Consider the following 13114-nt stretch of genomic DNA (forward strand, 5'->3'; position numbering starts at 1 on the left):
TGTCAGGGACGGGCGTTGTGGGCCAGTTCGAGGGCGTTCGACGGCCACCACTGGCCTGCGGCCGGGCCGCCTCGGCAGGTGCCGTCGGACTCGCCGGGGCGCTTGATCCACAGGTAGGCGTCGAGGAGCGGGTTGTCCGTGCGGGTCGTCGGTGGGGTGCCGAGGGCGCGGCCGGGTGGATTGCACCACGCGTCGGTGCCGGCGTAGGGGCCGTTGCCGTTGCGGCTGGTGTCGATGACGTAGTGCTTGCCGGCGAGGTCTTGGGAGAGTTGGTCGCCGTACGTCGAACTCGCCTGGTTCGTCTGGTAGTTGGAGACGTTCAGGGCGACGCCGTCGGCTCGGTCGACGCCGGACGCCTTGAGCCCGGCGACCAGTCTCCAAGCCTCCGGGATCCAGCTGGAGTTGCCCGCGTCGACGTAGACGTGGGTGTGCGGTTGACCCTTGAGGCGGTCCACGGCGTGGGCGAGCAGTGCGTAGCGTTCGCTCGCCGTGACTCGGGTGCAGCCGGCGACCACCTGGGCGACCGCGTCCGGTTCGAGGATCACGTAGGCGCCCCGGTCGCCGAGGGCGGTGGCGAACTCGTCGATCCAGGTGCGGTAGGCCGCCGCGGTGGGGGCGCCGCCGAGGGAGTACTGGCCGCAGTCCCGGTTCGGGATGTAGTACGCGACGAGTACGGCGACGCGGCCGGCCTGGGCGGCGGCGGTGGTGCGGGCACGGACGACCGGGCCGGGGTCGGGTCCGTTGAGCCACTCGGCCTCGGGTCTGGCGGCGATGCGGTCCATCAGCGTGGCGTCGGCTGTCCGGCCGGCCTCGCGCCAGGCGGCGGCCTGCTGTGCGGCTCGGGAGTCGGGGGCGGTCCAGAACGGTTCCGGTACGTCGCGTGTCGCCCCGGCGCAGCAGAGTCCTGCGAGGAGGGTGGCGAGGAGGGCTCGGCGTACCGGGGTGGGCAAGGTGGCTCCGTTCCTGCCGCGCGGGTGACTGGGCGGCGGCTTGTCCTTCCCGGAGTCTGCGGGGCGCTCGGGGTCGGTCCGGTACGTGACTTGGCAGGGCGGGGGAAGATCACCCCGACGGGGGGTGGGGTGCGGCGAGAGTGGAGCGTGGCGGGGGTGCGGTGCGACGAGGGGTGCGGTGCGGCGGGGCGGAGAATGCGGTGCGGTAGGGGGGCCGGGATCTGTCGTTGCGCGGAGGCTGCGCCGTCGTGGCTGGTCACGCCCACGCGGCGGAGCCGCATATCGGTACAGCCCCGCGCCCCTAAAAGCCACCACCTCGCGCCCCTTTAGGGCGTTGCCCTCGCGCGCGCGACCAAACCCGCACCCCTTCAACGGCGTTGCCCCCGCACCCGCGACCACCCGCGGGCCCTTCAGAGACTCTGCCCCGCACCCCCGACCAACCCACGACCCTGAAGGTCGGACCAACTGAGGCGCTTTTAAGGGGCGCGGGGAACTGCGCGAGCAACCCCCACGCACCCGCACTCTGAACTCGACCCAGCAACCCCGACCAACCGCGCCCTCAGAAACCCCGCCCCCGCACCCCCGACTACCCCCACCCCACCCCCTCAGGGACGCCGCCCCCATCCCCTCCTCTTCACCACCGGCCGCGCAAAACTCCCCGCCCTGCTCGTCCTCAGTCCCAGCCCCACCAGCGACTCCGCAAGCTTCACCGCCGCCCCCACCCCGTCCACCACCGGCAACCCCAGCTTCTCGCCCACCGCCCGCTGCAACCCCGTCATCCCGGCGCACCCCAGCACCAACACCTCGGCCCCCGCCGCGCACACCCGTTCCGCCGCCGCGAGGAACGCCGCCTCCGTGCGGTCGTCGTCGCCCGCCAGGTCGAGGACGCTCAGGCCCGTGCCCACCACCGCCGCGCAGTTCCGGCCCACCCCGGCCAGCTCCAGGCTGTCCTCGATCTGGCCGCAGGACCGTTCCAGCGTGGTGACTACGCCGTAGCGGCGGCCCAGCAGGCAGGCCAGGTGGGCGGCCGCCTCGGTGATGTCGACGACCGGTACGTCCACCAACTCCCGGACGCCTTCCCGCCCGTGCTCCCCGAAGCCGGCCATGACGACGGCGTCGTACGCAGGGCCCTCGTACGTCCGGAGGAGGTCCATGACGGCCGCCGCCGAGAGGTAGCTGTCGAGCCAGCCCTCCGCCGACTCGGGGCCCCACGCGGGGGTCAGGCCGGTCACGGTGGTGCCCGGGCCTGCCGCGGCCCGGGCACCTCGTACGATCTCCTCGGTCATCTCCTGCGTGGTGTTGCAGTTGGTGACGACGATGCGCACTCCGCTCAGACCTCCACCGGTTCGGGAGCGGGCTCGGTGGCGGCTCGCTCGGTGCGGCAGATCAGTACGTACAGGCCCGCCCCCAGCGCCGTGCCGATGAACCACGAATACGGGGCCACGTCGCTGAACGCCTTCACCAGAGCGAGCACCGCCGCGACCGCCGCCGAGGGCAGGAACGCCCACAGGGCCTTGGGGTTGACGCCCTTCCGGTAGTAGTAGCGGGAGCCGGGGGTCGCGTCGAAGAGTTCCTGTACGTCGACCCGGCCGCGCTTCACCCAGTAGTAGTCGACCATGATCACGCCGAACAGCGGGCCCAGGAAGGCGCCGAGGCCGCCGAGGAAGTAGTTGACGACGGTCGGGTTGGAGAAGAGGTTCCACGGGGTGACGACCAGCGCGGCGACCGTGCTGATCATGCCGCCGATCCTGAAGGTGATCTTCTGCGGCCAGACGTTGGCCAGGTCGTACGCCGGTGAGACGAAGTTGGCGACGATGTTGACGCCCATGGTGGCGACGGCGAACGTCAGCGCGCCCAGCACCATCACCCAGGTGTTGCCGACCTTGGCCACCAACTCGGCCGGATCCGTGATGGCTTGGCCCCAGACCTCCAGCGAACCGGCCGTCACGATCACCGAAACGACCACGAACGCGGTGGAGTTGATGGGCAGGCCCCAGAAGTTGCCGCGGCGGACGGTCCTGTAGTCCGGTGCGAAGCGGGAGAAGTCGCAGAAGTTGAGCATCAGCGTGCCGTACGTGGCGAGGATCAGCCCGATCGCGCCGAACCACTGCCGCCACTGCTCGCCGAACGAGACCGGGTGCGGGGTCGAGGTGAGGGAGATCGACCAACCGGCCTTCGCCAGCACCCAGATGGCCAGCGCGATCATCACCAGCCAGATCGCGGGGCCGCAGAAGTCCTGGAACTTCCGTACGGATTCCATGCCCTGACTGATGATCACCGCCTGGATCAGCCACAGCGACACGAAGGAGACCCAGCCGAGAGCGTCAAGTCCCAGGAAGGAGTGGTGAGTCCAGGATTCCAGTCCCGGCCAGGCCGCCAGCAGCATCACGTTGACGGCGACGGAGGCGAGGTAGGTCTGGATGCCGTACCACATGATGGCGATCACGGCCCGGATGAGGGCCGGGATGTTCGCGCCCCACACGCCGAAGCTGATGCGGCTGACGACCGGGAACGGGACGCCGTGCGCCTGCCCGATCCTCCCCATCCAGTTCATGCCGACGTAGATGAGCACGAAGCCGACGAGCAGGGCGGTGAAGACCTGCCAGACGTTCATGCCGAGGACCAACAGGCCTGCGGCGAACGTGTAGTTGCCGAGGTTGTGGACGTCGGACATCCACATGGCGAAGAGGTCGAAGACCTTCCAGTTCCGCTTGTCGGCGGGGGCGAGGTCCTCGTTGGTGAGCCGTGGGTCGGGGACGAACGCTGGTGTGCCGGTGACTTCGGCACGGTCGGCGAGGGACACGGGGCCTCCAGGGCGAGGGGACGGGAGGGGCGGGCAGGGCGGCTTCCGATGTCGTTTGGTATACCAAACTGCGGTCATGGTCCTCCCGTCAACCGTTCCGGCCGATGTCTCCGTTGTTAACGCTCCGTAAAAGACCCTCGGAGTCGGCGAAGATAACCTCATGAGCTCCACGACAGCGAAGATCGAACCCCTCGGAGCGGTGCGCGAGCGCGTCCTGGCCACCCTGCGGCAGGACGTCATCGCCGGTCGCCTCCGTCCCGGTGACCGGCTGGTGGAGCGCGAGCTCGCCGAGCGGTTCGGCGTCTCCCGGGTGCCGGTCCGCGAGGCGATCCGCGCGCTGGTCGCCGAGGGGTTCGTCCACTTCGAGACCCCGCGGCGCACGGTCGTACGCCGTCTCACCCCGAACGACGTGCGGGAGCTCTTCGAACTGCGCGAGGCCCTGGAGGTCTACGCGGCCGGGCTCGCCGCGTCCCGCGCGACACCGGAGGAACTCGCCGAGGTGGAGGAACTCCTCGACCGTGCGGCCGCCGCGACCGAGGCAGGGGACGCCGAGGTGATCACGGACATCAACAGCCGCCTGCACGACAGCATCGTGACGATGGCGGGCAACACGCTGCTGACCGCCGCCCTGGAACCCGTCGCCGGCCGACTGCGCTGGATGACCCGACGGAACGAGGAGTGGCCCCAACTCCTCGTGGAACACCGCGAGTTGTACGAGGCGATCGCATCCGGCGACCCGGACCGCGCCCGCGCGCACGCACTGGCCCACGTGCGGACCAACTACCGTTCCACGGTCCGGCATCTGTTCGAGGACGACGCGCAGCCGTAAACAGAGGGAGTGAACATGGTCAGCAGACGTGGCCTGTTGAGCGGGGCCGCGCTCGTGGGCGTCGGCGCGATGGCGGGCGTGGCGCAGGGGTCGGGGGTGGCCGTGGCGGACGTGGGGCTGGACACTCCGTTCACGCCGGTCGGCACGCCGCATCTGGCGCAGGCCGAGCAACTGGTCGGATATCAGCGGCTGTTGGCGGCCGGGTATCTGGTGGACGGGCTGGTGGGGCACTGGCCGCTGGACGGCTCGGGTACCGACCGTTCCGGCCGGGAGCATCCCGTCACGCTCGGCTCCGGCGCGACCTGGACGGCGCTGCGTGCGGGCGGCGAGCTGAGTCTCGACGGGACGTCCGGGGCGTACGCCGCCACGGACTCCGTCCTGGATACGACGGCCCCCTTCACCGTCTCGGCGTGGGTCCGCCTGGCGAGCGACGCCGACCCGGCGACCATGTACACGGCGGTGAGCCAGGACGGGACGACCGCCAGCCGCTTCCTCCTCCAGTACGACAACACCGTCTCCACCTGGGCCTTCAAGGTCCGTAGCGAGGACCAGGCGACCAAGGTGTCCGCCGTCGCCACGTCACCGGCCGGTCTCGGCATCTGGACCCATCTGACCGGTGTCTGGGACGGCACACAGATCCTGCTGTACGTCGACGGGCAGCTGCAGGGCAGCTCCGCGACCCCCCTGTCCTGGGCCGCGACCACCGGCTTCTCCATCGGCCGGGCCCGCTTCGACGGCGCGCCCGTCAACCGCTTCAAGGGCGCCATCGACGACGTACGGGCGTACGCCCGCGCCCTGACCGCCGACGAGATCGCCCTGGTCAGCGGCCGTACGGCCCGCCTGAACAACGTCTATCGGACGGACCCGGGCGCCACCCTCACCTGGGGCACGCCCGACGACCCGGCGAGCTGGGTTGCCCGCGCCCGCTGCGCGTCCTTCGTCACCGGCGTCCTCAAGCACACCTACGGCTGGGCGAGCGACGACTACTTCCTCCAGTACTTCCAGGAGAAGGTCCCGGAGGCCGCCGACTACTGCGCGGCCTTCCTCGACGGCACCGCCGGCCCCCGCTTCCAGCGCGTCCGCAAGGTCGCCGACCTCCAGCCGGGCGACATCATCGCCGTCGACTACAACGGCAGCGACCCCGACAACACCGGCCACATCGTCATGGTCCGCGAGGTCAAGGGCGTCTTCAGCGGCACCGCCGACTTCACCGGCGAGACGCAGTACGCCATCGAGATCGTCGACTGCACCTCCGACCCGCACGGCGTCTACGCCCTGACCAACTACCCCAAGTACCCCGACACCCGCATGGTCGGCAACGTCACCGGCGAGAACCTCCAGGGCGTCGGCATCGGCCACATGATGTTCTACGCCTCCGACACCACGGGCGAGTTCTCGCGGTACCGGTGGAGCGTCAACTCGTCGAAGAGCACCGGGACTTACGACGTGACGGCACGACCGGTGGCGGCGGCGCGCGTTGGCTGACCAACTGGGCTAGCGGCGGGCGTACTTGTCCGTCGCCGCCACCAGTGCCTCCGCGACACCGGGCGCGCTCGCGTTGTGCCCGGCCTCGTCCACGATGACCAACTCGCTTCTCGGCCAGGCGTGTTGGAGCCGCCAGGCGACACCGAGGAGGTTGCCGAGGTCGAGGCTGCCCTGAACGAGGGTGCCGGGGATGTCCTTGAGGAGGGGCGCGTCCCGCAGCACGACGCCCTCCGCGTTTCCCTCTCCCAGGAAGTGGTCGTTGCCGAAGTAGTGCGTGACGGTCCGCGCGAAGCACATCCTGAACTCCGGGTCCTCGTACCGCTTTTCGGAGCGCGGCGGGGCCGGGACGATCGCCGTCTCCCAGTCGGTCCAGGCACGTGCGGCCCGCTCGCGCACCGCCCGGTCGGGCGACTCGATGAGCCGGTTGTAGGCGGCGGCGAGGTTCCCTTCGCGCTCCGCGGCGGGGAGTTCGGAGACGAACGCCTCGAACGCCTCCGGGAAGAGCTTCCCAAGTCCCCTGGTCAGCAAGGCCACTTCGGGATCGGACCCGGTGGCGACACAGGTCAGCACCAGCTCCGACACCACACCTGGATGCGTCTGCGCGTACCGCAGCCCGAGCACCGATCCCCACGACGCGCCCCACACCAGCCACCGTTCGATCCCCAACTCCCGCCGCAGCAGCTCCAGATCGGCGATGAGGTGAGCCGTCGTGTTCACGCTCATGTCGGTGTCGTACGCGCTCGCGTGCGGCGTGGAACGTCCGCACCCGCGCTGGTCGAGCAGCACGATCCGGTAGACGGCGGGGTCGAAGTACCGCCGGGGGTAAGGGGAACAGCCCGACCCCGGGCCACCGTGCAGCACGACCGCGGGCTTGCCGCGTGGGTTTCCGCAGGTCTCCCAGTAGACGTGGTTGCCGTCGCCGACGTCGAGCATGCCGTGGTCGTACGGTTCGATCTCCGGATACAGGCCCATCGGACGACCCTAGCCTCGCTACGGCGTGGTCGGCAGCCCCGCCGCCCCGGCCGCCGTGCGCAGGACGTCCCGCAGCATCGCGGGGGTGAGTTTGCCGGTGAAGGTGTTGCGCTGGCTGACGTGGAAGCAGCCGAAGAGGTCGAGGCCGTCGAGGGAGACCTGTGTCCCGTGCCCGAACGCGGGCCGTGGGCGCGGGACTTGCCACCCCGCCGCCGCGAACGCGGGCAGCGCCGCCTGCCAGCCGAAGGCGCCGAGTACGACGACGGCCCTCAACGTCGGCCGCAGCAGGGTGAGTTCCTCGACGAGCCAGGAACGGCAGGTGTCGCGTTCCTCGGGGGTGGGCTTGTTGGCGGGCGGGGCGCAGCGCACCGGTGAGGTGATGCGCACGCCGTACAGCTCCAGGCCGTCGTCGGCGCTCACGGCGGTCGGCTGCGAGGCGAGGCCGATGTCGTAGAGGGCCTCGTACAGGACGTCCCCGGAGCGGTCGCCGGTGAACATGCGGCCGGTGCGGTTGGCGCCGTGCGCGGCCGGGGCGAGGCCGATGATCAGGAGCGACGCGTCGGCGGGGCCGAAGCCGGGTACCGGGCGGCCCCAGTACGTCCAGTCGGCGAAGGCAGCGCGTTTGGTGCGGGCGACCTCCTCGCGCCAGGCGACCAGGCGGGGGCAGGCCCGGCAGCCGGTGATCCGGTGGTCGAGGTCGGACAGGTTCATGCGGCCACCGTATGCGTCCCTCGCCGTGCGGGCTCAAGTGAGGCTCGCGACGGTTCGGGGGAGGATCACAACTGTTCAGGTGAGGATCGCGCCGACCGCCACGAACCCGCAGATCATCAGGAACAGCAGCGCCAGCAACGGCCATACGAACCGCAGGTACTTGTCGTAGCCGACCTTCGCCAGCGCCACCCCGCCGATGGTGACGGCGGTCGTCGGCACCCAGAGGTTCATCCAGCCGCTGGCGGCCTGCCAGGCGGTGACGACGACCGCGCGGGAGACGCCGGCGAAGTCGGCGAGCGGGGCGAGGATCGGCATGGCGAGGGTCGCGTGGCCGGAGGTGGACGGGATCAGGAAGGCGAGGGGCAGGTTCACGACGAAGACGATGATCGCGAAGACGCCGGAGGAGGTGCCCTTCACGATGCCCTCGATGGAGTGCAGCACGGTGTCCGTGATCTTCGAGTTGTTCATGATGACGGTGACCCCGCGCGCCAGCACGATCACCAGGGCCGGCGAGATGAAGTCGGCGGCACCCTGGATGATCATCGAGCTGAGCTTCTGCTCCCCCATCCGCGCCACCAGCCCGATCAGCACGGCCGCGCACAGGAAGAGCGCCGCCAACTGCGGGAAGGACCAGCCGAGTTCGAAGCCGTACGGTGTCGCGTCCGCGTCGCCGGTGAGGGCGCTCGCCCACGGCACCACCGAGAAGATCATGAAGGCGAAGACCAGGCCCATGGTGACCAGAACTGCCTTGTGGAGCCCGGTGAGTTGGGGCTCCTCTGCGGAGGCGGCCCCGGAGTCGGCGGTGGCCTCCTGGTTGTTGTCCCGGTCGCCGGGCAGGAACCCGGTGATCGACCGCTCGGGGTTCCGCCGCACGCGGCGCGCGTACCGGATGACGTACGCCACCGTCACCGCCGTCAGCACCACCCACATGACGAACCGCAGCACGATGCCGTCGCCGAGCGAGATGTCCGCGGCGGAGGAGGCGACGCCAGTCGCGAAGGGATTCACCGTCGAGCAGAGCACGCCGATCCCGGCACCGAGGATGATCGTGCCGACGGCGACCATCCGGTCGTAGCCGAGTGCCAGCATCAGCGGCACGATCAGGCCGTAGAAACCGAGGGTCTCCTCGGCGAAGCCCTCGACCGTGCCGAGGATCGAGAAGACGACCATGATCCCGGCGATGAGCAACGCGCCGCGCTCGCGCAGCCGGTGGGCGAGCCGGCCGATGCCCCGGTCGAGGGCGCCGGTCGCGAACACCACGGTGATGAACGCCCCGATGGCGAGCACGAACAGGAACACGCCCGCGCTGCCGTACAGTTCACCGGCAAGATCGGGTCCGACCTGGCCGGTCTTCTCGTCCTGGATGCCGTAGAGGCCGTTGACGGGCGCGAGGAACAGGTCGTCGAGGCGGTCGACGAAGCTCTGGCCGGAGTCGACGCGGTGGTAAGTACCTTGGATCGGGGCGCCGGAAGCGTTGCGGTCGTACTGCCCGGACGGAATGAGAAACGCGAGCAGCCACACGGCGACCGTGACGACCGCGAGGACGGTCAGCGCGCTGGGGAAGGTGAACTTCGGCTTGTGCGGCGGCTGTTCGGTGGTCTGCCGACTGTCGGTGGTACTCATACGCCCGCCGCCCCACCCTGACTCCGGCCCCGGAAGCCGGCCGCGTATCGCTCGACGAACGCGCACATCGCGACGACCGTGTTCCGCAACTCCGAGAACAACACCCGCTCGTTGGGCGCGTGCAGATTGCACATGCTGTCCTGCGCGCCGAAGAGCAGTACCTCGGCGTCGGGCGCGGCCCGCGCGAGCCCGTTGACCAGCGGGATCGATCCACCGGTCGCGACATACGACGGCTCGGCGCCCCAGGCTTCCTCCAGCGCGGCGAGCGCGGCACGGTAGGCGGGCCCGCCGGTCGCGGCCTCGTAACCGGGGCCGGTGTCGCCCGGGGTGACGGTGAGCGGAACACCAAAGGGCGTAAGCGAGTTGAGGTGATCGACAAGCCGCGCCTGCGCCTCGTGGGGATCCTGGAGCGGGTGAAAACGAAGGTTGAGCTTGGCCCGCGCATACGGCACGACCGCCGAGGCCGCGTGATCGACACCGGGCGCGTCCAGCCCGACGACGGTGATCGCCGGACCGCTCCAGAGCCGCTCACCGAGACTCCCACCGCCGATGAGCGGAACCCCGTCGCACACTCCCGCCAGCTCACGGAACTCCTCCTCCGTGTAAGCCGCCCCGCCCCACTCCTCCCGCCGCAACCCCTCCACGGCCACATCACCGTGCACGTCATGCAGAGTGGCAAGAGCCTTGAGCAGCACAAGCAGCGCGTCGGGTGCCGCCCCACCGAACTCCCCACTGTGCCGCGGCTCTTCAAGAGTCCGAACCTCTACGACCACCTCGGCCGCCCCGCGCAGTCCGGTGGTCAGGGTCGGGGTGCCGGGGCGCAGATTGCCGAGGTCGGCGATGACCATGGCATCGCACGCGAAGCGCTCGGCGTCGGTCGGCGGGTAGGTGTCGAAGGGGCTGCCGTACTCCTCCTGCCCCTCGAACACGATCTTCACCCCGACCGGCGGCCGCCCCTTGTAAGCCCGCAGCATCCCGAGGTGCGCGATCACGTTCGACTTGTCGTCCGCGACACCCCGCGCCCGCAACCCGCCCTCCACGGGCGTCGGTTCGAAGGGCGGCGAATCCCACAACTCCTCGTCACCGGGCGGCTGGACGTCGTAGTGCGAGTAGAGGAGAACGGTCGGGGCATCGGGGTCCGGCGGCGGAATCTCCGCGAAGATCACCGGCGCGGTGCCGGGCAGATCGATCCGCTCGATGTGCTCGACACCGGCCCCGCGCAGCAACCCGACGAGCAGGTCATGCGCTTCCTGCACCGGCTCGGCCGGAAACCCGGGAAACGCCACGGAGGGAATCCCGGCGAGCCGCACGAGATCGGCCCGCAGCCCGTCCATCAGCGCGTCGACCTTTGCTGCCATGTCCTCCACGTCCGACCCCTCGTCTCTACGCCGACTGCGACCCCTACGACCTCGGGAAACAGCCTCTGGGGTACGGGGTGGGGGTGCATCTGGGGTGGGCCAAGGGGGGTGGTGGACGGGGGTGGGATCAGGGGGCGGAGGTTGGGGCAGGGATCAGACGTCGGGGGTACGCCGGGGGGAGCTGACCGTGGAGAACATCCTGTCCGTGGCCATCGGGGCCGCCATCGGCCTCATCGGGGCGGTGTTCGGTTCGTGGTTCACCGCGCGCCGACAGGACCGCATGTGGCTCCGCGAACAGAAGCTCAAAGCCGGCATCGGCTTCAACACGGCCGTAGTTCAGCTACTGGACCACCTGAAGGACACACGGTTGAGTGACGACGGTCCCGGAGCCAACGAGTTGGCGAACCGGATGCAGGAAGCACGCTCGGCCCTCTACCTGCTCTGCGCCGACGACACCGTCGATCTCGCCGATGCTCTCGCGCGGCGGGTCTGGAGCACCCGGCCCACCGACGGCAGGGACGACCGCCGGGCCGAGTTCCGAGAAACGTTGGATCTCCTGCGTCGCTTCACCCGCCAGCTCCGGCAAGAGATCGCCAGGTCATAGTCCCCATCGGATCACCGGGCGGGCCAAGGGAGAGACCGCGGGTCCAGGGCCACGAGTCCAGGGCCGCAGGCCTCGTCCGGGGACCAGCACCGGGAAGACAAGCGCCGGGCGGGGAGAGACCGCAGGTCGAGGGGTGGAGACCACAGGCCGGGGCCACAGGCTCGGGGCCGGAATGAGGCCGGGGCTGGAGCCCAATGTCGGGGACGAGGCCACACCCCGGACCACAGGCCGGGGCTGGGACCCGGGCCGGAACCGGAGCCGCAGCCGTGGCCACACGCCGGAGCCAGAGCCCGCAGGACCGACGTGGCAAGGAGCCTCCCCCCTCAGGTCGGCGGCCGAATCCCGCCGGAGTCGTCCGTCTCGGGGTACTAAAGTCGAGGCATGGCTTCCGAGGGTGTGGGCGAGACCGACGGCGACAGTGGAACCGGCGCGACCACGACGAGCCGGAACCCCGACGTGCCCCAGGGTCCTGTGGCTGAGGCGCAGAGCGACGCCGTGGCCGCAGCCAAGGCCGCGAGCCCTGTCAATGGTGAGAGCGTCCGCGTCGACAGTTGGATCTGGTCCGTCCGCCTGGTCAAGACCCGTTCCATGGGCGCCGCCGCCTGCAAGGGCGGCCACGTCCGTGTCAACGGTGAGCGGGTGAAGCCCGCCCACTCCGTCCACGTCGGCGACGAGGTGCGACTCCGGCACGAGGGCCACGAGCGTGTCGTCATCGTGAAGCAGGTCATCCGCAAACGGGTCGGCCCTCCGGTCGCCGTCCAGTGCTACGTGGACAACTCCCCGCCGCCCCCGCCCCGCGAGGCCGTCGCCCCGGCCGGCATCCGCGACCGCGGCACCGGCCGCCCCACCAAACGCGACCGCCGCGACATGGAACGCCTGCGCGGCACCCCCGGCGCCGGCCTCGACCCCGCCGCCGCTCCCGACACTCACCGGGACCGGGACACCCGCCGCGACGCACGCCGCCGTACCCGTCGCGACCCGCAACGATGACAGTCGGCCCCAGCTCCGCCACCACCGCTCCCGATATCCCCCGGGACCGCGGCACGCAACGGTGACATCCGGCCCGGGCCCCTCGGCCCACCGGACGCCACCGTCACCCCGTACTCAGCGATAGCCGTAGGCACAGGCACAGCCGTCGCCGCCAGCCGTACCGCACGGATCACGCCCGTCGTCGTACCACTCGCAGCAACTCCGCGTTCTGCCCCCGCCGTGCCCAGGCGATCAGGGCGAGCGGGATGATCAGGATCAGCGGTGTCGCCGCGTTCTCACCGTGGAACACGGTCATCTGCACGACGAACGCGCCCACCATCAGCGCACTGAGCGCCGCCGCCGCCACCGACTGCAGCAGCGGGACCAACAGACCCACGGCACCGGCCAGTTCGAGCGCGCCGATCGTGTACATGGCCCCGCTGCCCCAGCCGATCTTGTCGAAGGACTCCACGGCCGACGAGTTCGCGATCAGCTTGGGCAGCGCGCTCGCGACGCCGTAGAACAGGGCGAGCAGCACCTGGAGGGCGCGCAGCGCGATCCGGGTGCTGCGACCGCGGGTGGTCGCGGACTCGGCGACGACGGTGCGGGACTTCGCCGAAGCCGCCGAGGTCACCGAGGACGTCGAGGACGCGGGGGCCAGGGAGCTGGCGGAAGCGGCGGAGGCTGCGGAAGCGGTGGTCTCGGACATGAGGTTCTCCTGTGGGAAGCGGTGGGAGCGCTGGGAAGCGGTCCGTGTTGCTGTCACAGGGATAGACCGGCCCTCGCCCTCGAACTCATCGCCGCCGCACG

At 70.4% G+C, this 13114-nt stretch carries 12 protein-coding genes; 4 read left to right on the forward strand and 8 right to left on the reverse strand.

The window, feature by feature from the left end; all coding sequences use genetic code 11:
* Positions 1–2: 2 nt before the first annotated feature.
* From OG496_RS17220 to OG496_RS17230, 3 genes are all read right to left on the reverse strand, one after another.
* Entirely contained in the window at positions 3–950 is a 948-nt protein-coding gene (locus OG496_RS17220) for a glycoside hydrolase family 6 protein (protein ID WP_405971478.1), read from the reverse strand.
* A gap of 605 nt (positions 951–1555) precedes the next feature.
* Positions 1556–2275, reverse strand: coding sequence for an aspartate/glutamate racemase family protein (locus tag OG496_RS17225; protein WP_405971479.1), 720 nt, complete (start codon positions 2273–2275; stop codon positions 1556–1558).
* Positions 2276–2280: 5 nt separating this feature from the next.
* The gene (locus OG496_RS17230; protein ID WP_405971480.1) at positions 2281–3753 is read right to left on the reverse strand and encodes an NCS1 family nucleobase:cation symporter-1; all 1473 of its coding nucleotides are present in this window, start codon (positions 3751–3753) and stop codon (positions 2281–2283) included.
* Between the two features lie 160 nt (positions 3754–3913).
* Here OG496_RS17230 and OG496_RS17235 point away from each other — a divergent pair, with 160 nt between their 5' ends.
* Both OG496_RS17235 and OG496_RS17240 read left to right on the forward strand, forming a co-directional pair.
* Complete coding sequence (locus OG496_RS17235; RefSeq protein ID WP_405971481.1) at positions 3914–4582, forward strand: GntR family transcriptional regulator; 669 nt, start codon at positions 3914–3916, stop codon at positions 4580–4582.
* Between the two features lie 15 nt (positions 4583–4597).
* Positions 4598–6067: a LamG domain-containing protein gene (locus OG496_RS17240; protein ID WP_405971482.1), complete on the forward strand. Its 1470-nt coding sequence runs from the start codon at positions 4598–4600 to the stop codon at positions 6065–6067.
* A 9-nt stretch (positions 6068–6076) separates the two neighbouring features.
* On the opposite strand, the gene pip is transcribed toward OG496_RS17240, so the two are convergent.
* From pip to OG496_RS17260, 4 genes are all read right to left on the reverse strand, one after another.
* Positions 6077–7039 carry a prolyl aminopeptidase gene (gene pip, locus OG496_RS17245; protein ID WP_405971483.1) on the reverse strand — a complete coding sequence of 321 codons (963 nt, stop codon included), beginning with the start codon at positions 7037–7039 and terminating at the stop codon, positions 6077–6079.
* Between the two features lie 18 nt (positions 7040–7057).
* Entirely contained in the window at positions 7058–7750 is a 693-nt protein-coding gene (locus OG496_RS17250) for a uracil-DNA glycosylase (RefSeq protein ID WP_405971484.1), read from the reverse strand.
* A 75-nt stretch (positions 7751–7825) separates the two neighbouring features.
* Positions 7826–9373 (reverse strand): YfcC family protein, encoded by a 1548-nt coding sequence (locus OG496_RS17255; RefSeq protein ID WP_405971485.1) that lies wholly within the window; start codon positions 9371–9373, stop codon positions 7826–7828.
* Positions 9370–10731, reverse strand: a complete 1362-nt coding sequence (locus tag OG496_RS17260; RefSeq protein ID WP_405971486.1) for a M20/M25/M40 family metallo-hydrolase — start codon at positions 10729–10731, stop codon at positions 9370–9372. Before OG496_RS17260 ends, OG496_RS17255 begins: the two co-directional genes overlap by 4 nt.
* Positions 10732–10918: 187 nt before the next feature.
* On the opposite strand from OG496_RS17260, the gene OG496_RS17265 reads away from it, so the two are divergent.
* Together OG496_RS17265 and OG496_RS17270 are read left to right on the forward strand one after the other, a co-directional pair.
* Positions 10919–11335 (forward strand): hypothetical protein, encoded by a 417-nt coding sequence (locus OG496_RS17265; protein WP_366494149.1) that lies wholly within the window; start codon positions 10919–10921, stop codon positions 11333–11335.
* Positions 11336–11716: 381 nt separating this feature from the next.
* Positions 11717–12325, forward strand: a complete 609-nt coding sequence (locus tag OG496_RS17270) for an RNA-binding S4 domain-containing protein (RefSeq protein ID WP_405971487.1) — start codon at positions 11717–11719, stop codon at positions 12323–12325.
* A gap of 169 nt (positions 12326–12494) precedes the next feature.
* Here the strand turns inward: OG496_RS17270 and OG496_RS17275 are convergent, their stop codons facing one another.
* The gene (locus tag OG496_RS17275; RefSeq protein WP_405971488.1) at positions 12495–13013 is read right to left on the reverse strand and encodes a DoxX family protein; all 519 of its coding nucleotides are present in this window, start codon (positions 13011–13013) and stop codon (positions 12495–12497) included.
* Positions 13014–13114: the final 101 nt, after the last annotated feature.

Source organism: Streptomyces sp. NBC_00988 (assembly GCF_045162645.1).
Lineage (GTDB): Bacteria > Actinomycetota > Actinomycetes > Streptomycetales > Streptomycetaceae > Streptomyces.

Coding starts and splice junctions, on each gene's coding strand:
- OG496_RS17235 (WP_405971481.1), top strand. CDS start 3,914: ATGAGCTCCACGACAGCGAAGATCGAACCCCTCGGAGCGGTGCGCGAG.
- OG496_RS17240 (WP_405971482.1), top strand. CDS start 4,598: ATGGTCAGCAGACGTGGCCTGTTGAGCGGGGCCGCGCTCGTGGGCGTC.
- pip (WP_405971483.1), bottom strand. CDS start 7,039: ATGGGCCTGTATCCGGAGATCGAACCGTACGACCACGGCATGCTCGAC.
- OG496_RS17250 (WP_405971484.1), bottom strand. CDS start 7,750: ATGAACCTGTCCGACCTCGACCACCGGATCACCGGCTGCCGGGCCTGC.
- OG496_RS17255 (WP_405971485.1), bottom strand. CDS start 9,373: ATGAGTACCACCGACAGTCGGCAGACCACCGAACAGCCGCCGCACAAG.
- OG496_RS17260 (WP_405971486.1), bottom strand. CDS start 10,731: ATGGCAGCAAAGGTCGACGCGCTGATGGACGGGCTGCGGGCCGATCTC.
- OG496_RS17270 (WP_405971487.1), top strand. CDS start 11,717: ATGGCTTCCGAGGGTGTGGGCGAGACCGACGGCGACAGTGGAACCGGC.
- OG496_RS17275 (WP_405971488.1), bottom strand. CDS start 13,013: ATGTCCGAGACCACCGCTTCCGCAGCCTCCGCCGCTTCCGCCAGCTCC.